This is a genomic window from Nonomuraea sp. NPDC000554 (assembly GCF_040300065.1).
Classification (GTDB): domain Bacteria; phylum Actinomycetota; class Actinomycetes; order Streptosporangiales; family Streptosporangiaceae; genus Nonomuraea.
Map to the genome: position 1 here is coordinate 66,568 of NZ_JBEPDC010000040.1, position 20,254 is coordinate 86,821.

The following is a 20,254-nucleotide window of genomic DNA, read 5'->3' on the forward strand; positions in this document are numbered from 1 at the left end:
TCTCAGCTCGCCAGGCCCCACTGGGCGAGGTTCCAGAACGGACCGCGCGCGGGGTCGATGGCCAGCGGACCGCCGATCTTGTTGTTCCACAGCAGGATGTTGGGGATCACGTCGAGCGGCAGGAGGGCGGCGGAGTCGGCGAGAAGCTTGTCCGCCTGGCGGGAGACGTCGACGCGCCTGGCCTCGTCGAGTGACGACGCGGCCGTGTCGAGGACCTTGTCGAGGCCGGGCAGGTCGATACGTGACATGTTGAGCCCGGAGTAGCCGTTGTCTTCGGTGGGAACCGCGCTCGATGAGAAGGACGCTTCGAGCGAGGGCTGGGGGAAGGTGTCGACGAGGGTCCACAGGCCCATCTGGAAGTCGCCCTTGGGGAGCTTGCTCGCGAACAGGTCCGTGGCCGAGGTGTTGTCGATCTTCACCTCGAAGCCGGCGGCGCGCAGTTGCTCCTGCAGGATCTGCTCGGTCAGCTCGCGGCGCTTGTTGCCGGTCATCGTGCTGACGGAGAACGTCGCCCGGTTTCCCGCCTTGGCCCAGATGCCGTCGGATCCCTTGGCCCATCCGTCGCCCCGCATCAGGGAGTCGACCTTGGCGAGGTCGGGGGTGTACTGGGCGAAGTCGGAGCCCCCGTAGCGGCCGACGAGCGGGGTGTGCGCGCTCTGGGCGGGTTCGTTGACGCCGAGCGCGCCGTACAGGCGGGTGACGACCGCTTTGCGGTCGATCGCGTGCGAGACGGCCTTGCGGAACGTCACGGAGTCGAAGGGCGCTTTGGCGTTGTTGAACCAGATCGCCTCAAGGTTGCCCGACTCGGGATCGACGATCGAGCTCGCGTTGGGCAGCCCGCTCTTGATCTGGTCGATCGAATCGAGCTGCGGCGTGGGGTAGAGCGCGTCGAGCTGGCCGGTCTTGAACGCCTGGAACGCCGCGGCGGTGTCCGCCGTGAACTGGAAGGTGACCTTGTCGAGCTTGGGCTTGTCACCCCAGTAGTTCGCGTTCGGCACGAGGACGACCGAGACGCCCTTCGTCCAGGACTCGATCTTCCATGGGCCTCCGCTCCAGGTGTAGCCGTCCTTCATCAGGGCGCTGCGGTCCTTGCCCTTGAGCAGGTGGCTGGGGAGCAGGCCGCTGCTGTCGCTGAACAGGCCCTTCCAGTTCGCGTACGGAGCGTCGAACGTGACGACCGCCGTCTTGGGACCAGGCGTGTCGATCTTGGTGACGTGGCTGTACCCGGTCCGGTTCAGGACGTCCTTGCCGTCGCGGATCGCCAGTGCCGTATAGGCGAAGTCCTCCGACGTGATCGGCTCGCCGTCCGACCATACGGCCGCCGGGTTGATCCGGTAGGTGACCTTCTGCGGCGGCCCTGCGGCGACCTCGGGTTCTGACGCCATGACGTTCGTGGCCGCCAGTCCCCACGTGCCGTCGGCCTTCCTGGGCTCGAACACCCGTGGAATCGTCGGGATGTCCATGATCCAGGTGCCCCAGATCGAGGTGGCACAGCTCGCGATCCAGTCGGTGCAGTCCGGTTCCTGCTCGGCGCCGATGACGATGCTTCCCCCCTGACGCACCGGCGCGGCCGCCGCGGGGCGGGCATCGGACTTCAGGGCCGTGCCGGTGCCTCCGCTCGTGCACGAGGCCGCGAGGAGGGCGAGGGCGGCGAGCCCCATTGCTCCGAGTCTGAACCTGGTGCTCATGCTCTGACCTTTCTGGGGGTGATGAGAGGGAGAGTATTGGCAAGTCAAAAGCCAGGCAAGGGTATTAGGCATGTTTCTAGTCAGTCGCGTTGACTATGCTTTAGTCCGGTACTCCGATCAGGTGGTGCGAAAATGCGTGAACCGGCGGTGGCTCATCGGTCGACGAGGGAGGCTTTGGTGGCATCAGCACGCCAGTCGAAGGAGAAGCGTTCCAAGGCGGAGGCGCGGCCACGGCGCGCGCGTGACAGCCTCAACCGGGAGGTGATCCTCGCGGCAGCCGAGAAGATCGCTTTGCGCGACGGCCTGGACGCGCTGACCTTCCAGGAGCTCGGAAGCGAGCTCGAGGCCCACCCGACCTCGCTGTACCGCCATTTCAAGGACAAGGACGAACTGCTTCTCGAACTGGTCGACAGCCTGAGAGCCCGCTCCTACGGCGGCACCGTCACGCCCACCGACGACTGGCGCGCCGACCTGCGCGACATCGCCCAGCGGGTACGCGAGCACTACCTCCGCTATGCGCCGTTCGCCCAGCAGATGGTCATGCGCACCACGCGACGACCCACGGAATTCTCCAGCGTCGACTTCGCCCTGGACGCTGTACGGCGGGCCGGAGTCGACGACGAGGAGGTGGCGCTCGTGCAGCGCGCGTTCGGCAGTTTCGTGCGTTCCGTGGCGAGCCTGGAGGCGGCCGTCCATGCGCTCGACCCAGAGGTGCGGCGCAGGGACGAGCTCGCCTGGCAGGTGGAGTACCGGCAGCTCGACGCCGACATGTACCCCGCTATCGCCCACTATGCTGACCGGCTCCCGAGCCTCGGCGGCCCGTCCGCCTTCGACGTCGGCCTGGAGATGATGCTCGACGCGATCGAGGTGCGCGCCGAACGGTCACGAGCGCGTCAGCGTGTCGATCAGAGCGGCGACGAGTCGCGCCCGGTCGGCGAGTGAGGCCAGGTCGACCCACTCGTGCTCCGCGTGGGCGCCGTCCCCCAGCGGGCCGAGGCCGTCGAGCGTGGGGATTCCCAGCGCGCCGGTGAAGTTGGCGTCGGACGCTCCCCCCACCGCGACCTCTTCGGGATCGGGCAGTCCGAGGCGCGCCGCGGCCTTGCGGGCCGCCGCGTACAGTTCCCGGGAGCTCGCGGGCTCCAGCGGCGGACGGTTGATCTCGCCGTCGACCCGGACCACCGCTCCCGGGACGGTCGGGGCGAGCGCATGCATGCGCTCGTCAACGCGCGCCAACTCCGCCAGTTCCCAAGCGCGGACGTCCACGCGCAGGTGCGCTTGCGCGGGCACGGTGTTCGTGGCGGTGCCCGCGCGCGCGACCGTCGGGGTGACCGTCGTACCACGCTCGGGGTCGGCCAGCTCCGACACGGCCACTACCTGCGCGGCGAGTTCGAGCAGCGCGTTGACCCCGCGTTCCGGCTCCAGTCCCGCGTGGGCTGCCTTGCCGGTGATGTCGACGCTGTAGAACGACCCGCCTTTGCGGGCCGTCTTGAGCGCTCCTGCCTGGCTGGGCTCCAGTACGAGTACGGCGCCGCAGGCGCCGGCCATGTCTTCGACCAGCGCCCGCGAGGTCGCAGAGCCGATCTCCTCGTCGCCGGTGATCAGGATGCCCACCGAGGTGGGATCACGGCACTCGGCGAGCGCGGCGAACGCCGTGACCAGCCCGGCCTTCATGTCGAAAACACCCGGACCATACGCGCGACCGCCTTCGGCGCGGAACGGACGGCGGGTGATCGTGCCGAGCGGCCACACCGTATCGGCATGACCGAGCAGCAGCACCCCACCCTCTGCGGGCGCACGCCACAGCATGTGCGGAGTCCCGCCTACCGCGACGATCTCCGCCGGCCTGCCGAGCAGCGACTCCCCCCAAGATCGCATCAGGGCATAACACCGCTCCAGCCCCTCGGCGTGACCGGATGGCGACTCAACGGCCACCAGGGCGGAAAGGCGCTCGCGCAGCAAGGCATGATCCATGGCCAGAACTGTAGTCATGAGCATTGACTATCTCAAGGGCTAAGGTCATGACTCGTTTGCGGCGCGGGGCGGACCGGCATGACAGCCCGCCCCGCCCCCATCAGCTCGCCGCTGGCCGGCCTGTTCTACGAGGAGCAGAAAACCCTTCAGGACCTGCTACTCAAAGCCGTGCGCTGCCCAGCGGGCCCGGCATGCGAACCGGCTCCGGCTGGGGCGAAGGGAGCCTTGAAAACGGGAGGACGTGGGGCAGACGGGTCTGCCAGTCTGGTGAGCCGATCATGGAGGTGGCCCTATGTCGGATGAAGCGTCGTTTCTCGGGGAGTTCAGTCAGCGGCTGCACAGTGGCGACCTCGGCGTCGTGTGCGATGCGCTGAGCGATTATCAGCAGGCGCAGGCGGACACCAGGTGGGGAGTGGACAACCCGTACTGGCCACTGAACAACGAGGTACTCTTCGTCGCCCGCGACCTCCTGGACCGGTCGTCCACGCTCGACGACGAGAACCGGCATCGGGCGCTCTCCTGGTCGCTCACCATGGTGTGGCACCTCGGTGAAGACGAGGACGCCGACCGGATCGCCGAGATTCTGGAAACCACCTCGGACCCCGGGCTGCGGGAGGAAGGGGTGATGGCCGCGTCCACTGCTCTCGAGGACGCGGAGGAGCCGAACCCTCGGCTCCTGGCGGCCGTCCGCGCGATCGCCCTCGACGAGAGCCTGGACGCGCGGGATCGCGGCTCCGCGATCCATGCCCTGGGCGGTCTCGACATGCCCGAGGTGGAGGAACTGTTCATCCGCCTTACCGAGTCCGGCGACCTCAAGGTCCAGGTCAGCGCCGCCGGGCAGCTGACATCGTCCAAGAAGGTTCGTGTGCACCGCGAGCTGCTCCAGCAGCTCGTCGACTCCTGGCCGGAGGACGCGGGCCCCTTTTCCAGGGACGTTCGTGATGCGCTCGTGGGCTTCCACAGCACGTACTGGAAGGACGCCTACCTGGACGATCCGGCCCTCCGGAACGCTCACGACGAGCTGCGGTTCCCACTGACCGACGAAACGTGTCTGGAGGCGTTCACCACGCTGCTGCGCAGCGACGACCCGGTCGCCGTGGGCATCGCGCTCGACCACTACGAATGCTGGGAGGGGCTGCGGCACGTCCTGGACGACTCCGACCTGGCGGACGCCTACCTGCCCGAGGTTCTGGAGCGCGCCCGCGAGGTGCTCCGTCGTCCGATCTCGCCCGCCGAGGTGAGCGCGCTGAACATGATCGGGGCGCAGCACGCGAAACCGGGTGACGCCGACCTGCTGGTGGACATCCTCGGCCGGACGGATTCCGACACCGTCCGGCATGAGGCCATCTGGATGGCGTACGGGCTCTTCGACGAGGCCGAGACTGCGGACGCCCGGCTCGTCGAGGCGGTGAGCGGTGTGATCTTCCACCCGTCCTCTGCCTCCCACGGCACCAAGGAGACGGCGATCCGGATCCTGGCCGACGGGCTCGGCGCGGGCGCCGACGACGTCCTTCTGCGTGCGATCCGCGAGGGGGAGCCAGACGTGCAGGTGCACGCGGTCTCCTACCTGGTGAAGACCGGCGGCCTGGACCGCCACCGTGCGGTCATGGAAGACCTGGCCGAAAGCTGGGAGGAGCGTCCTCCGGTGCGCTTCTGGGGCCAGAACCCCATCGACCTGGTCTTCGGGAAGCCGCACAGCGTTCACTGGGAGGGGCACCGGCTCCAGGACCCGGACCTGCACAGCGCGCACAGAAGGCTGCGCCTCCCCACGGCGGACGAGTCGTACCACGACGCCATGCGCACGATGCTCGAAAGCGGCGACGTGGCCGCCGTCGGCATCGCCCTAGACCATTGGTGGGACGCGGACGGCGCCCTCGCACGAGGTGGCGAAGAGGCCCGGCAACCGGCGAGGGCGCTCGTCCTCACGCTGATACAGGAGATCCTGCGGCAGCCGCCGTCCCCGCCCGAGCTCAGCCGCGCGTACGGTCCCCGCGCCGCCCACCTCACCGCCCTGTCGGCGCTGAGGATCGCCGCGAAGGACGACCTGTCCGTGCTCGCCGACTCGCTCGAGAGCGCCGACTCGCTTCGCGACCAGGTCCTCGACACCGTGAGAGACGTGCTCTGGTCCGTCGACCACTCCCACCCCCGGCTCGTCCAGGCCCTTGGGGACATCGTGTGCGACGAAGCCGTCCCGATGAGCGAGCGCAGTCAGGCCTTGTATCTGCTGGGGGAGTTTCGGAGCGACAACTCCGTCGACGTCCTCTTGAGCGCGACCCGCTGTCCCGAGCTGGAGATCCAGGCGGCCGCCGCCCTGGTCCTCGCACGGGACGAGACGTTCGAAGAGCACCGTCCGATGATCCAGGCCCTCGCCGCGAGCTGGCCCACGGAAGACGTCCCGACCGAAGTCAGCGAAGTGCGCGAGCTTCTCGAAGACTCGGACGAAGAGTAGGGATCCGGACCCTTCATAAGGGCATCAGCCTGTTCACCCAGTACATGAGTGCCGAGCGGATCGCGGCCATCGCCTACGAGGGCGCCGAGGCGGCCGACAATCCGCTCCGGCCCGCTTCCGGCGCCGCCAGCCAGGCCGAGTATGGCCGCTGACCTGCGGCTCAGCGTTTATCGAGAAGTCTCGTCGGAATATGACCACGACCTCTTCTCGGCGGACCTTGCCCAGGCTCGCGGCCTCGCACGACCTGGTGTGTAGTACTGGCAGGGCCAGCCATGCCCTTGGTTGACCGGCTGGGTGAAGAGCAGACTTGGGGCATGGGCAACAACGACTTGGGCGACTTCCTGCGGGCCCGCCGTGCTGGACTCACGCCGGATGAGATCGGTCTGCCGGTCGAGTTCGGCGCCGGTCGCCGGGTCGCCGGTCTGCGGCGCGGTGAGGTCGCGCAGCTGGCCGGGGTGAGTACCGAGTACTACACCCGTCTGGAACAAGGCCGCGCCCGGCAGCCGTCCGAGCAGGTACTGCATGCCCTCTGCGACGCGCTGCGGTTCGATGACATCGAGCGGCGGCATCTGTTCGCCCTCGCGGGCACCACAGCCGGGCGCAAGGACCGGGCCGAGCACTCGTCACGGCTACGACCGGCGCTGCGACAGGTGCTGGAGTCGATGGATCTGGCTTCTGCTTTTGTCAGCGACCGGAACCTCACTGTCGTCGGCGGGAACACGTTGTGGGCGTTGCTGTTTCCCGATGTGGCCGAGCTGCCGCGCCGGGAACGCAGCATGGCGCGCTGGACGCTGCTGGATCCGCGTGCTCGCCTGGTGTGGTGCGACTGGGAACGCGTCGCCCGCGACTACGTGCATGGGTTGCGGCTGGCCGCCGCCGCCCAGCCGCGAAACCAGCACATCGCCACCCTGATCGGTGAGCTGATGATGCGCTCACCCGAGTTCCCGGCGTGGTGGTCAGAACACCGCGTCCAGGAACGCAGCACCGGCCTCAAACGCCTCCACCACCCTGTCGCCGGTGACCTGGAACTGCAGTACGAGATCTTCACCTCGGTCGCCGACCCGGGCCAATCGCTCGTCGTCTACTGCGCGCCGTCCGGCTCGCCATCTCAGGAGCGCCTGCGACTGCTGGCCAGCTGGGGCAGCGAACCCGCCACCGCGACTACCCGGGACACCGCCGCCGAGTCCTGACCACCGCCCGAACCGGGCGATCCAGCACCAACACCACCCAGACACGACCCCGCCATACCCGCGGGGTCGATGCCGCCGTGCCCACGCATGCCCCGCGGCCTGACACTCATCCACGAGAGGACACCCGTAGTGAGCAAGACATTCCTGATCACCGGCGTCAGCACCGGCCTCGGACTGGCCATCGCCCGACGAGCCCTGGCGGCCGGGCACCGGGTGGCGGGCACCATGCGCACCGAGCAGCACGCGGCCGCCTTCCAGGCACTGGACCCCGACCGCGCCCGGGCCTTCATCCTCGACCTGTCCGACGCGGACCGGATCGAGCCCACGGTGCGGGCCGCCGAAGCGGAACTGGGCCCGATCGAAGTGCTCGTGGCCAACGCGGGCTACGGGCTCGAAGGCACCTTCGAAGAGTCATCGATGGCCGATCTGCGCCGCCAGTTCGAGGTCAACGTATTCGGCACGGTAGCGACCGTGAAAGCGGTCCTACCCGGCATGCGGGAACGGCGCGGCGGCCACATCTTCGTCATCACCTCGATGGGCGGGCACACCACCTTCCCCGGACTGGCGTTCTACGAAGGCAGCAAACACGCCCTGGAAGGCATCACCGACACCCTCGCCCAAGAGGTCACCCAGTTCGGCGTGCGGGTCACCGCCGTAGCTCCCGGCGCGTTCAAAACCGACTGGGCAGGGAGGTCACTGGTCCGCGCACCACGCAGCATCGCCGACTACGACGCACTGTTCGACCCGATCCGGACCCGCCGCCAGGCCCTCGCGGGTCAGGGCATCGGTGACCCCGATCGCGCGGGCGACGCCATCCTCACCCTCCTGGACGCAGAGAAGCCTCCCGTGCACATCCTGCTCGGCTCGGACGCGCTACGCCTGGTCACCGCCGGGCGCCAACGCGTCCAGGACGACTTCGACGCCTGGGAGAAACTCAGCCGCTCCACCGACTCCACCGAAGGCGGAGTAACAGTCGCCTGACACTGGACAATTCACCAAGACAGCGTCCGGTAACGGCGCTGCGGCTACCGACCCACCCGGAGACAGCGCGACCATGTGCGCGGTGATCGTCGAAAAATCCCGCCGCGGAATGTGAAACAATCCACGGCGAAACCAATGAGCGGGGTCCGTGACAAATGACAACCGATCGACAAGTGGCTTCGCATCCACTCGCTCGCAAGCGTGAAATGTAACCGCAAGCCGCCATGGCCGAAAGTCGTCGCTGACATGGACCTGGTAAGGCTTGTCGCCGGTGATTGTGGCCCACGCGGTGAACTGCCTGACGGGTCTACCTCTCCATAAGTTCGTGCGCGGCGAGTAAAAAACCATCTCATCGCCAGGACGTGGCTGGCGAAGACGCGTGCCAGCACCGTGGTCCGCTTGCGTGAAGCCTCCCTGGATGGCCGCTTCAACGTGATCCAGACTGACGGTGTTGATCCAGAATCGCTGATCGGGAGAAGGGGCGGCGCGAGCCGAGGTTGCCGACTCGCCCGCGCCGGCCCCACCGTTCACTCTGCCGTCATTCCCTCAACAAGGCCGGTCGTCGGCCTGCCGAGGAGTCGAGAAAGATCGTCACCGACCCGAGCAAAAACCCCGGCAGCGATGGTTTCATCGAGACTTACCAAGAAGCCGGCCAGCTCGCCGTCCATCCCCGAATTGATGAGCGCTACCTGCAGCTCTTCGGGAGTGACAGGCTGGTAAGTGACCTCTCGCTCCAGCACGACCGACATCGCTTCGGCAATGTCGGCGTAGGTGAAGTTCGTGTCGCCTGAGAGGCTGTAAGTGACATTGCCGTGCCCATCTGTGGTGACAACGATGGCCAATGCCTCAGCCAGGTCCTTCCGGCTGGCTGCCGCAACAACAGCATCACCGGTCGCCGCGGCGAGAACGCCGGTGAAGCGGGGGCCTGCCAGCGCCTGAATGTAGTTCTCGATGTACCAGGTGTTCCGCAGGATCGTGTACGTCACACCGGAAGCGGTAAGAGCTTCCTCTGTCGCCCTGTGGTCCGCATTGATCTCGAACCGGTCATCGTCGGCTCGAACTCCGCTGGTGTAGTAGACGTGTCGGACATTCGCGTTCTTCGCAGCCTCGATGACCGACTCGTGCTGAGCAAGGCGATTCGGGTCGCTGCCCGAGATCAACACAATGTCAGAGTGCCTGGCAACCAGTTCTGCGACGCCGACCGAATCCGACAGATCGACGGCGGCAGTGCTGAACCCGGCGCAAGCGAGTTCCCCGAGGCGCAATTGTTTCCGACCGACCGCGGTGATCGTTTCGGGACTGATTCCCCGAGCGACTAGCGCGTCCAGGACGTGGCGACCGAGTGCCCCGGTAGCCCCGAAAACCAGGGTGCTCGCCTCAGGCACGGTCATGGAGAGTGATCTGGTAGCCGTCGGGGTCGGCGAAGGTGAATGTCCGGCCGAAGGGGCCGTCAATCGGTGCGGAGACGATGGTGTGACCGTCGGCGACGAGAGCATCGTGGATGGCCTGGACGTCGGTGGCGTGGAGCCAGATCGCGGCACCGATGCCGGGCTGGGCAACGGATGCGAGGTCGGTGCCGGGAATGACGTCGCGGAGCGCGAAGGCGATCGGCTTCGTCTCGAAGACGACGGCGTGCGGAGGCCCGGCCTGCGAGCGGACGAGGCCGAGGTACTGCTCGTAGAACGCCTGCGAAGCGTCGAGGTCACGCGCTTGCAGCGAGATGAAGTCGGGGCCAATGGCGGGCAAGATGATGCTCCTTCTCTTCGTGTCAGATTCCTGACACGGACCAATGTATGTCAGAATACTGACATGAATCAAGACGGCGTCGGCGTCGACCTGGACAAGTCGCTGGGCTACCTGCTGAAAGAAGCTTCGAGCGCCCTCCGTGCAGCCATGGAAGAGGTGCTGCGGCCACTCGGGATGAGCGTGACGCACTACTCCTGCCTCGAGCTGCTGGCTCAACGGCCGGGCTTGTCGAACTCCGAGCTCGCGCGTGGCGCGTTCGTGACACGGCAGTCGATGAACGTGCTGCTCCAGGCCCTGGAACGAGAGGGCTACGTGACCAGGCCTGCGGAGGCGCCCGTCGGGAAGGTTCTTCCCGCGCGGCTCACGCCTCGCGGCCGACGGAGCCTGGAGAAGGCGACCGTAGCGGTCCGGTCCGTCGAGGTCAGAATGCTGGCCGGCATGACCGAGACCGAGCAGTCAGACGCGTTCCGGATCCTGCAGAGCATGATCCATTCCCTGCGCGGCGGCAACGACGGTGCATAGCCCGTTCCCCGGCGCACGTCTCGTCGCGCCCGGACAGGGGTGCAGCCGAGCATGAAAAACCGTGCGGACGGACCTCGGAAACCGACAGACCTCGACTACACCCTCTTCGGCGAAGAGCCACATTATGCCGAGCCGGGGAGCGTCGCCATGTTCCCTACCGGATCGGATTGCCGATCCAGGGTGATTCGCCGACCTGACCATACGCCGACGAGACAGGCTCAGCGAAGTCCTCGAGGGGTATTAAAGTGCCGCTTGACCTGGGTGGACGGAGTTTTCGGCAGGTGCAACCGCCGAGCTGCTTAGCTCGACTGGTGAAACCCCAGATCAGACCCTATGCGGGAGTTTTGACGCGCTATAGGTGGATCACTACCGCCCGCCTCACCGATCTCCCGCATCTGCACGCTGGCACCCGCGGCCTCGACCAGGACCGCGTTGATTACCGGACAGCCGGGGTGGCCGCCCGGTCGGCTGCGAGGCTTGCGGACAGCCCATCGATCACCGTCTCGATGTTGCGTTGGAAGCCGCGGTCGACGTCGTATTCGATCCAGACGGGAACGTAGGCGCGGATCGGAGAGTCCTCGGAGATGCCGAAATTGTCCAACCAGGCATGGTAGGCACTGGCGTCGTCGCCTTTGAAGTGCGGCCGACGCCGGGCCGTCACAGCGCTACCCAGGCAGCAGGCGGAGAAGAGTTGGAACGCGTCGTTGGCCTGCTCGGGGGTGAAGCCGGCCGCCGACAAGACCGTCGTGAATGTCTCGAGCAGAGGTGCACCCATGGCGGTCAGCTTTGCGGTGACTGCGTCGAGGCTGCCGAGATGGTCCATGAACAGGCTGCGATGGGCGAACGCCGCTTCGACGAGCCACTCCTGCCAGGACCGATCATCTGGAGATGGTATCTCGAGGCGGCCTGCGGCCTCGGCGGTGATCGCGGCCAGCAGAGCGGAGCGGGACGGAAAGTAGTTGTAAAGCGCCGAGTGGGTCACCCCGAGCGCTGCGGCGAGCGACGACATCGACAGGTCCTCGGGCGCGAACCGCTCCGCGGCCCGCAGGATCTGCTCCCGGCTGATGCGCGGCGGACGCCCTCCGCGGTGGCGGGATCCGGTCGGTGGGGCCGGGGCAGGGGGCACGTCCTTCATGGACTCCAGCGTACCAATTATTGACACTTGTTATTAACAGGTGAAGCATACCGCTGACACGCATTCCAGGAGGACCCGTGAGCGGTTTGCGCGCAGCGCGCACTTATCCGAAGACTCGTCAGGTCGATGCCGTCGCCGGTGTCGGGGACGCGATCGTTGACGACCCATACCAGTTCCTGGAAGAGGACACCCCCCAGGTCCTGTCGTGGCAGGCCGAGCAGAACCGGCTGGCCCGCGATTACATCCGATCATGGCCGCACTTCGAAGCGGTCCGCCAAGCCGTCCTGCAGTACGCCAAGGAGGACTGGAGCGGAGTCGAGGATGAGCCTCCGGTGCTCGCGGGTGACCGGTGGTTCGCCAAAAGCGTCCCAGTTGGACAAGCGCATGCCGTTGTCCGCGTCGCATCGTCTCCAGCCGAGCCTGGTCGGCTAGTGGTGGATCCGCGGGTGCTCACCGGAGACGACACAGCTTTGATCACCGGATTCAGTCCTTCACCGGACGGGCGGTTCGTCGTCTGCTGGATCTCCTCGCACGGCGAGGAGCGGGTTTCCCTGCACGTGGTCGACGTGGAAACGGGTCGAGCCCTGCCGATGCCGTCGACGCCGCGGTTTGACTCGAACACCGCTTCGGCGGCCTGGCTGCCGGACGGTTCGGGCTTCTATTGCAACCCGCTGACCGAGCAAGCGGGACGATACGGGCCGCAGGTCGTGCTGCAACACCTGGATGGTGCAACGCAACTGGAGATCGGCGACCTCGAGACGATCATGATTCTGCTCGCTGTCTCTGCGGACGGAAGGCACGTGCTCGTCATCGACCCCGTCGCGCGTAAGCCGATCTACACCAAAGCCCTTTCGGGCGGAGCCTGGCGTCCGCTCCTCCGCTCGTCAGCCGGTACCTTCACCGGAACGGTGGTCGACAACGCCTTCATCGCGATCACCACAGCCGGCGCTCCCCGAGGTCGGCTGGTACGCATCCCGCTGGTGTCCGCGGACGATGAGACCACCTGGTCCGAGCTCGTACCGGAGTCCACCGCTGTGCTGACGGCAGTGACATACCGCGCCGGTGTCCTCGTGCTGCACAAGCTGATCGACACCTACACGCGCCTGCAACTCGTTGGCCTCGACGGTGCCGATCTCGGGGAGGTCGCCCTCCCGGAGCACGGCACCGCGGGCCCGTCGACATCGCTGATGTTCGGGGACCGGCGACCGGGCGGGTCGACCTACGTCTTCCCCTTCGTCACGTTCACGACCGCCCGGGCTCTCCATGAGCTCGACCTCGAGACACGACAACTTCGGCAGTTGGCCGCCCCGCGTGACCGGCTCGCGGGCATGACCACCCGCATCGAACGCTGCCTCGCCGGTGACGGGACCCCTCTCACATACCACCTCGTGCACCGGAAGGACCTCGACCTTTCCCGGCCGCACCCGGTACTCGCGCACGCCTACGGCGACAGCCGGGCCCCGTGGTTGCCGACGTTCCTTGGGCAATACCGCTTCTTCCTCGAGGCGGGCGGTATCTACGTCCACCCGAACCTGCGGGGCGGCGGCGAGTACGGAGAGGAATTCTTCCTGGCAGGGACACTCGCACACAAACGAAACACGTTCACCGACATGCACGCGATCGCTGAGGACATGATCAGCAAAGGGATCACCGAGGCGCGCCGGATCGGTGTCATCGGGGAGAGCTCCGGCGGCCTCCTGGCCGCAGGCGCAGCGACGCAGCGTCCGGACCTCTACGGTGTGTGCATCACGCGAGTCCCCATCCTGGACCTGCTCCGCGTGGTAATCGACCCGTACGGCCTCACCGGCGTCCGCCTGCTGTTCGGCGACCCCACGACTGATGACGGCGTACGCCACCTCTTGACCTTCTCGCCCTATCACCTCATCCGCTCGGGCACGTCGTACCCAGCCGTGCTCCTCGAGTGTGGAGAGTCCGACCACCGGTGTCCTGCATGGCACAGCCGCAAAACCGCAGCCCGGCTTCAGAACAGCACCAGTTCCGAGGCTCCAGTGCTGCTACGAGTCTGGTCGGGTACAGGCCACGATTCTGGCATCGACTTGGACACCCGCTACGAACAGCTCGCGGAATGGATGTCCTTCGCGATGATGGAGCTCGGCCTGGCACCAACCGACGTGGAGTGATCAAGTTGTCCGACAGGGGGCCAAGCGGGTCGATCGGTATGCCTGATCACTACGCCAACGAACTGGTCGAGGACCCGATCACGTTCGCCTGGCGTAACCACGAACTGTGCCTGACGTACGTCGATCCGCGTGTCAATCCCCTGAAAACGTGGAGACGGTCCTATGTCACAGCGGTCCTCAGCAGGGCCGATGAGGCTGTTCTCTTCTCGATCATGTGACGTTCGAATGTGATGGGCGCCAAGCCGTCGTTGGCGCTGTGCCGCCGGATGGTGTTGTAGAAGTCCGCGATCCAGGTCGCAATCTTCAGGCGGGCCTCGGCCCGGGTGCAGAACCGATGGCGGTGGACGTATTCGACCTTGAGGGTGCTGTTGAACGCCTCGGCTGCTGCGTTGTCGAGCGCGCAGCCCACCCGGCCCATCGACTGGACCACGCCCAGGCGCCGGCACAGCTCCTGATAGCGGGCCGCGGTGTATTCCGAGCCGCGGTCCGAGTGGAAGATCACCCCGTCCACATCGCCGCCGCGAGTGGCCGCCGCCATCTGCAACGAAGCGCAGGTCAGCGCGGCATCGTGATGCTCGGACATGGCGTAGCCGAGCAGCCGGCGAGAGAACAGGTCCTCGACCGTGGCCAGATACAGCTTGCCCTCGTCGGTGTCGATCGCGGTCACATCGCCGCACCACAGCACGTCGGGCGCGGGCGCGGTGAACTTCCGCCGGACCAGGTCCGGGGCGGCCGGCCGCTTGCCCTGCCGGGTGAGCGAGCGCGGCTTACGCCGTCGGCGGGCGGCCAGACCGAGCTCGACCATGCGCGCCGCGACGGTGTTCTCCGACACCCGCCAGCCCGCCTCGTGCAGGTCACGGGTGATGCGAGGTGAGCCGTAAGTGCCGCCGGAGGCCTCGAACGAGCGGGTGATCTCCGCGTCCAGGTCGGCTCGCCTGCGCTCCCGGGTGGTGGGCGCGTCCTGACCGATACGGTTCTTCCACTTGTAGAACCAGGACTGCGACACCCCTAACGCCCGGCAGGAGGTGACGTGGTCGATGCCGTGCTCGGTCTTCTGGGAGCTGATGAAGGCCGCCACGCTTACCGGCCCATCGCCTCTTTGACCCACAAGACCACAGAGCGCTTGAGCACGTCACGCTCGTCTTCCAACTCGGCGCGTTCCTTCTCCACACCGCCCGATCTTTGGCGTGTTGCTTGACCAGCTCGGCCTTCTCACGTCGCAGCCGCGCCAGTTCCTCCTGCTCGGACTCCTCCAGCGTTCCGCTCCCGTCGCTGCCGTCGCCGTTGTACTGCTCGGCGAGCCGATCCATCTGCACCCAATTGTGCAGCGTGTACGGGCTAATCCCCAGATCTCGCGCCACCTGCGCGACAGGCTTGCCGGTCTCCCTGACGATACGCACCGCGCCCGCTCGGAACTCCGGATCAAACCGTCGCCTCGTGACTCCTGCCACGACCAAACCGCTCCTGGTTCGGTCTCCACGTTACGAGGGGAAGCACACAGCGCTTGTCGGTTTGTTGTGACAGCGATCGTTTCGAGCGGGAATCTATGTCGCTGAGAAGTGGCAGCGCTTTGGGCTTGCAGTGAGACGATGATTGTGTTCGCAGGATGAGGGGCCCTGGCGTAACCGAAGTTCAAGGTTGAGTTGTACACGGCGATCCGCCGCGATTCCCGTGCAGGCAGCCGGGCAGAAGGCTGCCGCGAGCTGACACACTCTCTTCCGCTTCCCTCGGCTAACGACCGGTTCCATGAGCGGGCGGTTGCTCGGCGGGAAACAAGATTGCGCTGAGGAGGTATGGCGTGCGGTCTGGTGCGGGAGTGTTGGCCAGTCGGTCGCGTAGTACCGCGAGTAGGTCGGCCGTCATCTCGGTGAGCTCGTCTGGGCTCAGCCACAGTGTGCCCTGCCGGTAGGAGACCGAGTCGGCGACGGGGTCGGCCCTGTCGCGGTCCAGGTAGGTGTTGAACTCGGCGATCAGGACGGCCATGGCCGCGGCGAATCCCCGGCGGTGGTCGTCGAGCGACATCGCGGCGGCTGCGCCGGCGTCGATCGCGGGCCGGTCTTGACGCAGCCGGTAGCGGCGCTCGATGGCGCCGCGTACTCGCTGCTCGCCGTCCACTTCCAGGAACCCTCCCTCGGTCAGCTGTGCGACCTGGCGGTACATCGTGATCTTGGGTATCTCGGGCATGCGGGCGCACATCTGCGCGATCGTCAGCGTGCCTGCTGCGGACAGGGCGTGCACAATGCGCAGCCGCACCGGGTGCAACAGCTGCTCGACAGGGTCCATGGACCAACGATTTCATATGCGATACCGTTATCCAAAATGAAAATGTAGAGGCGGGAGGAAGCGGCATGCGCAAAATGCCGGGGCGGGCGGTGCCGGTGAACGGCCGGTACGTCTATGTCGAGGAGTCCGGCCAGGGGCAGGACTGGGTGGTCTTCGAGGCGGGCGGAGGCTGCGGCCGGACCTTCTGGGACCCGGTGCTGCCGCTACTGGTCGACAAGGCGCACCTGGTGGCCTACGACCGCGCCGGGCGCGCGCTCAGCGGCCGCACCACCCAGCAGCTCAGCATCGATGACATGGCCGCCGATCTGATCGCGATGACCAAGGCCATCGTCCCGGGCGAGTTCGTGCTCGTCGCGCACAGCATGGGCGGACTGGTCGCCCGCCGCGCCGCCGAGCGCCTGGGACCCCGGCTGCGGGGACTGCTGCTGGCCGACGCCCTGCCGGAGACCTCACCGGTGTACGACGCCTGGGACCAGACCACCAAGAAGATCGACCGCATGCTGGCCGTGATGCAGGCGCTCAGCCGTTTCCGCCCCCTGGCGCGGCTCTTCAGCGGCAACGTCCGGCGCTTGTTCTCCGCCGACACCTACCAGACCATCCTCGCCGAGGACTTCACCCCCGCCGGAACCTCCCAGACCCGCAAGGAGATACAGGCGGTGGCCGCCGCCATCCCACAGTTCCGCACCCAGCCACCCCAACTCCCGAAATGCCCGACGATCGTGCTGTCGGTGGCCCGTGCCGCAAGGGGGCGGGAGCGTCAGCACGCCGCCAACCGCGAGCACCAGCGCCGCTATGCCGAGACCCTGCCCAACGGGCGCTACGAAGACGTCGCCTCGGGGCATCTTATCCAGGCCGAGCAACCACACATCGTCGCCGACGGGATACGCCAGCTCCTCAACCGCAACTCCTGATCAGCGGGCCCATTGCGGGTGCCGATTAATCATCCGTGCAGCTCACGCGGCATGTCGGTAATCGTGCAGGGTTCCGCCCAGTCGGTCTCGTCGGCGTACCTCCAGGCGTCTGATCTGTGCTGGTTTGTTGATCGGTTGGGGGAGCGGGTGGAGCGGGGCGGCCTGCTTGAGCGCTCGGTGTGGCCGGTGCTCGTTGTAGTGGGTTTCGAACTCACGGAGTGCGTGGAGGAGGTGGCGCTGGTTCCAGATGAGGGTGCGGTCCAAGAACTCCCTGCGGCAGGTCTGTATCCAGCGCTCGGTGAGGGAGTTCATCCGCGGTACACGGATGCCGGTGGTGACGATCTTGATTCCGGCGTCGGTCAGCAGGGTGTCGAAGGCAGCGGTGAACTTGGAGTCGCGGTCGCGGATCAGGAACTTGGCCTTGCTGCCGGCGTTCTCGAGGTCCATGAGGAGATTGCGTCCGAGCTGCACGATCCACTGCCCTGTCGGATGCTCGGTCGCGCCCAGGACCCGGACCCTGCGAGTGGAGTGCTCGATGACGGCGAAGACGTACAGGCGCGCCGCGGTTAGGGTGCGGACCTCGAAGAGGTCACAGGCGAGCAGGGCTTCGGCCTGGCTGCGCAGAAAGTCGGCCCAGGTCGTGCCCTGGCGTTCGGGCGCGGGCGGGATGCCGTGCTCGCGGAGGATCTCCCAGACGGTGGAGGCGGCGACCTTGATACCGAGGGCGGCGATTTCGCCGTGGATGCGACGGTAGCCCCATGAGCTGTTCTCTCGGGCGAGGCGTAGGACCAGGGCGCGGATCGAGCGGACGGTGACCGGGCGCCCGCGTCGCTTCGGCGGGCACGTCGCAGCGTGGCGTCGCTTGAGCAGGTCGCGATGCCACCGCAGGACCGTGTCCGGGCGGACCAGTAGCAGGAGTTGCCGCAGCTTGTCGATCGGGAGGTGGTGGAGCAGGCCGGCGAGGACGGCGCGGTCGGTGTCGGTGAACGTGGGCTTGCCGACCTGACGCTGCAGGACGAGCAGTTGATGCCGGAGCGCGGGCGGGTGTCAGGCATAACTAGAGGCCGATGATCAAGGCTGCGACCTGGGCGGATGATTTATCGGCACCCGCAGTGGACATCAGCGTCGTTCAGGAGATCCTCGGCCACTCACAACTGACCACGACCAAGCGCTACACCCACGTCACAGCGTCACTTTCGACCGACGCCGCAGCCCGAATGGGCCGGGCTCTCTGGGGATAACTGCAACTGAAAATGCAACCGGGCGGGCTTTCTGATCATGATGATCGGGGAGTCCGCCCAGGTCGTTGAGGTAGGGCGCCCGGGGCTCGAACCCGGAACCTACGGATTAAAAGTGGATCGCTTTCGCCACACACCGTTCGGGTACTGAGCTGCTAAAACTCCTATGGCCGTGCGCTAAGCCTCGTTGCTCATTCCGGGTATGTTCCGGATCTTGCTGCGGCGATGTGCCAAGCTGCCTGACATGGAGACTGGTTCTCTGCGTAGGGTTCTGGCCGTCAAGCCCGGTGGTCCGTGGCTGGTGCTCGTCAACGGGACCTGGAATGTCGAGTCGCGAGATGCAGGAGTGGATACCCCCTTCGCCAAGTCACGGCTGTGGCTCTTGCCGCTGTTGGAGAGACCGCGAGACGAGGTGGAGAGGCAGGCCAGGCAGGCGCTCGGTCCCGATGATCCAGACATCGCTGAGGCCCTGCAGGCGGTCATCCAGCGCGGGATTGCAGGGCCGTCCGAGTATTGGGTCTCACGGGCGCTAGCGTGGATGATCGCTGATGAAGTCGAGCTTTTCGCGGAGCTGCTCAAGGAGATCGCTGTCGGGCGACGATGGTCTCAAGCCGTGCAGCACACTGCGAAACGGCTCTTGAAGCAGAACGGCCATTGGCTCACCGTCTGGCACCAACCTCGTAGCTAGCTTGGAAGATTTCGGCTCATGATCCCCTGACATGCTCCGGCCCTGGGCAGACGCCGTGCGGCCCTGCCCGCGAGTCCCCGCTACTCCCCCTTGATCACCGCCCCGTCGGGCACGCAACGGGCACGCGCGCCCACTGGCGACGTCAGCCGCGTGGTCAAGGCCTGTAGACGTTCGACAGCGGCAGATAGGAGCTGAAGTGGTCGACCACGATGTCTGCCACGGCCTCCGCATCGTCGAGCCCATCAACCTCAAGGACTCGTATGCCCAGGCGACGAGCGGAGCGGGCGGCCTCGTCGGCGACGAGGCGGTCTCGGGCGAGTCGGTTGCGCTGTGCTCGATCAGGGTCGCTGACCGCGTGATCGACGGCGGTGGCACGGGGCAGTTCGCGGAGCTGACGCTCACGGAATTCCTCGCTCGGCACCATCACGATCATTCGACGGGGTGAGTCGATGATGGGGGCGACCAGTTCGGGACGCAGTCCCCAACCTTCGGCGATGATGGGTCGCCCCGATACCAGGCCGCGCAGGTCGTCCAAAGCCCACTCGAACCGCGTGGGGAAGCCAGCCAGGGTCTCGTCGGCCATCTCTTGAGGGCTGGTGTTCACCCAGACGCTGTCTGGGGCGGGGTCTGCGGTGGGCTCGCCAAGTCGCGCTCGGCGTGCGATCCGACGGTCATTGTGTGCACGCGCGTCGTGATAGTCGTAGTGGTACGCGGTCAGCCCGTACCGGGTGGCCAGCAGTCTGGCGACGGTGGATTTGCCGGCCCATTGGCCACCACCGATCCATAGGGCGCTATGCAAAGTGCCGAACGGATCCCAGACCTTACTACCTGTAGCGTTCACGGTTACAGCCTGACAGCGCACAGACCCAAGAAACAGTCTTGTTCTGCCTGCCTGGCCGGGAGATGATCGTAGAGAGGGAAGCGGCACACTCTCCGCTCGTAACTTGTCGAACGCCTCTGGCGCCGTAGCGCCTCCTGCCCCTTGAGTGTCCACCTGCAATCCGCCGGTTCAGGGGTCCAGCTCGGAGATCAGCCACGTCGCTCGGTGAGCCAGGGTGAGGAACGAACCCTGGATTGTCGATCGCCCCCAAGCACGTACGGTGACCGGCCATGCCTTGGCGATCGTAAGGGCCGCATCTGGGCGGCGGCATGGCAACCCCGTCGGAGCGTTCGATCAGTGTGGCGCGGCAGGCGTGCGGCGCCCGGCCCGGTGTCCCGCCGCCGTTCGGGACCGGCCCCCCAGGCCGCACGCCCGGACGGCGGGCGGGCGGAGGGCCGGGGTGCGGCGGCGCGCCGCGCCGCCGCCTTGAT

General features: G+C 66.7%; 20 protein-coding genes and 1 pseudogene. 10 read left to right on the top strand and 11 right to left on the bottom strand.

The genetic code is table 11. The annotated features are described in order from the left end of the window. Positions 1-2 precede the first annotated feature (2 nt). A complete protein-coding gene (locus ABT294_RS45915; RefSeq protein WP_350812819.1) occupies positions 3-1,688 on the bottom strand; it encodes an ABC transporter substrate-binding protein in 1,686 nt (561 codons plus the stop codon). A gap of 177 nt (positions 1,689-1,865) precedes the next feature. On the opposite strand from ABT294_RS45915, the gene ABT294_RS45920 reads away from it, so the two are divergent. Next, positions 1,866-2,630 carry a TetR/AcrR family transcriptional regulator gene (locus ABT294_RS45920; protein WP_350812820.1) on the top strand — a complete coding sequence of 255 codons (765 nt, stop codon included), beginning with the start codon at positions 1,866-1,868 and terminating at the stop codon, positions 2,628-2,630. Here ABT294_RS45920 and ABT294_RS45925 read toward each other — a convergent pair. After that, positions 2,571-3,659, bottom strand: coding sequence for a M20 family metallopeptidase (locus ABT294_RS45925; protein WP_350812821.1), 1,089 nt, complete (start codon positions 3,657-3,659; stop codon positions 2,571-2,573). The two genes, ABT294_RS45920 and ABT294_RS45925, sit on opposite strands and share 60 nt — an antisense overlap. Positions 3,660-3,951: 292 nt before the next feature. Between ABT294_RS45925 and ABT294_RS45930 the strand changes: the two genes are divergently transcribed. From ABT294_RS45930 to ABT294_RS45940, 3 genes are all read left to right on the top strand, one after another. After that, a complete protein-coding gene (locus ABT294_RS45930; protein ID WP_350812822.1) occupies positions 3,952-6,108 on the top strand; it encodes a hypothetical protein in 2,157 nt (718 codons plus the stop codon). 278 nt (positions 6,109-6,386) lie between these two features. Continuing rightward, positions 6,387-7,298 (top strand): helix-turn-helix transcriptional regulator, encoded by a 912-nt coding sequence (locus ABT294_RS45935; protein WP_350812823.1) that lies wholly within the window; start codon positions 6,387-6,389, stop codon positions 7,296-7,298. 129 nt (positions 7,299-7,427) lie between these two features. After that, complete coding sequence (locus ABT294_RS45940; protein ID WP_350812824.1) at positions 7,428-8,279, top strand: oxidoreductase; 852 nt, start codon at positions 7,428-7,430, stop codon at positions 8,277-8,279. Here the strand turns inward: ABT294_RS45940 and ABT294_RS45945 are convergent. The 3 genes from ABT294_RS45945 to ABT294_RS45955 are packed head-to-tail and all read right to left on the bottom strand — an operon-like array spanning position 8,172 to position 10,025. Further along, the gene (locus ABT294_RS45945; RefSeq protein WP_350812825.1) at positions 8,172-8,810 is read right to left on the bottom strand and encodes an EVE domain-containing protein; all 639 of its coding nucleotides are present in this window, start codon (positions 8,808-8,810) and stop codon (positions 8,172-8,174) included. The genes ABT294_RS45940 and ABT294_RS45945 overlap by 108 nt on opposite strands. Further along, positions 8,807-9,670 carry an NAD(P)H-binding protein gene (locus ABT294_RS45950; RefSeq protein ID WP_350812826.1) on the bottom strand — a complete coding sequence of 288 codons (864 nt, stop codon included), beginning with the start codon at positions 9,668-9,670 and terminating at the stop codon, positions 8,807-8,809. The genes ABT294_RS45945 and ABT294_RS45950 overlap by 4 nt, the downstream gene beginning before the upstream one ends. Further along, entirely contained in the window at positions 9,657-10,025 is a 369-nt protein-coding gene (locus tag ABT294_RS45955; RefSeq protein ID WP_350812827.1) for a VOC family protein, read from the bottom strand. Before ABT294_RS45955 ends, ABT294_RS45950 begins: the two co-directional genes overlap by 14 nt. Before the next feature lie 63 nt (positions 10,026-10,088). Between ABT294_RS45955 and ABT294_RS45960 the strand changes: the two genes are divergently transcribed. Beyond that, positions 10,089-10,547, top strand: coding sequence for a MarR family winged helix-turn-helix transcriptional regulator (locus tag ABT294_RS45960; RefSeq protein WP_350812828.1), 459 nt, complete (start codon positions 10,089-10,091; stop codon positions 10,545-10,547). A gap of 436 nt (positions 10,548-10,983) precedes the next feature. Here ABT294_RS45960 and ABT294_RS45965 read toward each other — a convergent pair whose 3' ends face one another. Further along, the gene (locus tag ABT294_RS45965; RefSeq protein WP_350812829.1) at positions 10,984-11,682 is read right to left on the bottom strand and encodes a TetR/AcrR family transcriptional regulator; all 699 of its coding nucleotides are present in this window, start codon (positions 11,680-11,682) and stop codon (positions 10,984-10,986) included. Positions 11,683-11,759: 77 nt separating this feature from the next. Here ABT294_RS45965 and ABT294_RS45970 point away from each other — a divergent pair, with 77 nt between their 5' ends. Then, complete coding sequence (locus tag ABT294_RS45970) at positions 11,760-13,823, top strand: prolyl oligopeptidase family serine peptidase (protein ID WP_350812830.1); 2,064 nt, start codon at positions 11,760-11,762, stop codon at positions 13,821-13,823. Positions 13,824-13,983: 160 nt separating this feature from the next. Here the strand turns inward: ABT294_RS45970 and ABT294_RS45975 are convergent, their stop codons facing one another. The 3 genes and pseudogenes from ABT294_RS45975 to ABT294_RS45985 all read right to left on the bottom strand — a co-directional run bounded on the left by ABT294_RS45975 (position 13,984) and on the right by ABT294_RS45985 (position 16,106). After that, positions 13,984-14,901 (bottom strand): IS3 family transposase, encoded by a 918-nt coding sequence (locus ABT294_RS45975; protein WP_350812831.1) that lies wholly within the window; start codon positions 14,899-14,901, stop codon positions 13,984-13,986. A gap of 145 nt (positions 14,902-15,046) precedes the next feature. Next, a pseudogene (locus tag ABT294_RS45980) lies at positions 15,047-15,274 on the bottom strand (transposase); the annotation flags it as partial. A gap of 280 nt (positions 15,275-15,554) precedes the next feature. Continuing rightward, positions 15,555-16,106 (bottom strand): helix-turn-helix domain-containing protein, encoded by a 552-nt coding sequence (locus tag ABT294_RS45985; RefSeq protein ID WP_350812832.1) that lies wholly within the window; start codon positions 16,104-16,106, stop codon positions 15,555-15,557. A 65-nt stretch (positions 16,107-16,171) separates the two neighbouring features. Here ABT294_RS45985 and ABT294_RS45990 point away from each other — a divergent pair, with 65 nt between their 5' ends. Continuing rightward, positions 16,172-17,017, top strand: a complete 846-nt coding sequence (locus ABT294_RS45990; protein WP_350812833.1) for an alpha/beta fold hydrolase — start codon at positions 16,172-16,174, stop codon at positions 17,015-17,017. A 42-nt stretch (positions 17,018-17,059) separates the two neighbouring features. On the opposite strand, the gene ABT294_RS45995 is transcribed toward ABT294_RS45990, so the two are convergent. Then, entirely contained in the window at positions 17,060-17,488 is a 429-nt protein-coding gene (locus ABT294_RS45995; RefSeq protein ID WP_350812834.1) for an integrase core domain-containing protein, read from the bottom strand. A 447-nt stretch (positions 17,489-17,935) separates the two neighbouring features. On the opposite strand from ABT294_RS45995, the gene ABT294_RS46000 reads away from it, so the two are divergent. The 3 genes from ABT294_RS46000 (at position 17,936) to ABT294_RS46010 (ending at position 18,943) form a co-directional block, all read left to right on the top strand. After that, a complete protein-coding gene (locus ABT294_RS46000) occupies positions 17,936-18,088 on the top strand; it encodes a hypothetical protein (protein WP_350812835.1) in 153 nt (50 codons plus the stop codon). Next, the gene (locus ABT294_RS46005; protein ID WP_350812836.1) at positions 18,085-18,258 is read left to right on the top strand and encodes a tyrosine-type recombinase/integrase; all 174 of its coding nucleotides are present in this window, start codon (positions 18,085-18,087) and stop codon (positions 18,256-18,258) included. Before ABT294_RS46000 ends, ABT294_RS46005 begins: the two co-directional genes overlap by 4 nt. Positions 18,259-18,457: 199 nt before the next feature. Continuing rightward, positions 18,458-18,943: a hypothetical protein gene (locus ABT294_RS46010; protein ID WP_350812837.1), complete on the top strand. Its 486-nt coding sequence runs from the start codon at positions 18,458-18,460 to the stop codon at positions 18,941-18,943. Positions 18,944-19,097: 154 nt separating this feature from the next. Here ABT294_RS46010 and ABT294_RS46015 read toward each other — a convergent pair whose 3' ends face one another. Beyond that, the gene (locus ABT294_RS46015; RefSeq protein WP_350812838.1) at positions 19,098-19,784 is read right to left on the bottom strand and encodes a hypothetical protein; all 687 of its coding nucleotides are present in this window, start codon (positions 19,782-19,784) and stop codon (positions 19,098-19,100) included. Positions 19,785-20,254: the final 470 nt, after the last annotated feature.

What these genes read in the sequence shown, in the direction of transcription:
- ABT294_RS45915 (WP_350812819.1), bottom strand. Translation starts at nt 1,688, where the DNA reads ATGAGCACCAGGTTCAGACTCGGAGCAATGGGGCTCGCCGCCCTCGCC.
- ABT294_RS45925 (WP_350812821.1), bottom strand. Translation starts at nt 3,659, where the DNA reads ATGGATCATGCCTTGCTGCGCGAGCGCCTTTCCGCCCTGGTGGCCGTT.
- ABT294_RS45930 (WP_350812822.1), top strand. Translation starts at nt 3,952, where the DNA reads ATGTCGGATGAAGCGTCGTTTCTCGGGGAGTTCAGTCAGCGGCTGCAC.
- ABT294_RS45950 (WP_350812826.1), bottom strand. Translation starts at nt 9,670, where the DNA reads ATGACCGTGCCTGAGGCGAGCACCCTGGTTTTCGGGGCTACCGGGGCA.
- ABT294_RS45960 (WP_350812828.1), top strand. Translation starts at nt 10,089, where the DNA reads ATGAATCAAGACGGCGTCGGCGTCGACCTGGACAAGTCGCTGGGCTAC.
- ABT294_RS45965 (WP_350812829.1), bottom strand. Translation starts at nt 11,682, where the DNA reads ATGAAGGACGTGCCCCCTGCCCCGGCCCCACCGACCGGATCCCGCCAC.
- ABT294_RS45985 (WP_350812832.1), bottom strand. Translation starts at nt 16,106, where the DNA reads ATGGACCCTGTCGAGCAGCTGTTGCACCCGGTGCGGCTGCGCATTGTG.
- ABT294_RS45990 (WP_350812833.1), top strand. Translation starts at nt 16,172, where the DNA reads ATGCGCAAAATGCCGGGGCGGGCGGTGCCGGTGAACGGCCGGTACGTC.
- ABT294_RS46005 (WP_350812836.1), top strand. Translation starts at nt 18,085, where the DNA reads ATGATCAAGGCTGCGACCTGGGCGGATGATTTATCGGCACCCGCAGTG.
- ABT294_RS46010 (WP_350812837.1), top strand. Translation starts at nt 18,458, where the DNA reads ATGTTCCGGATCTTGCTGCGGCGATGTGCCAAGCTGCCTGACATGGAG.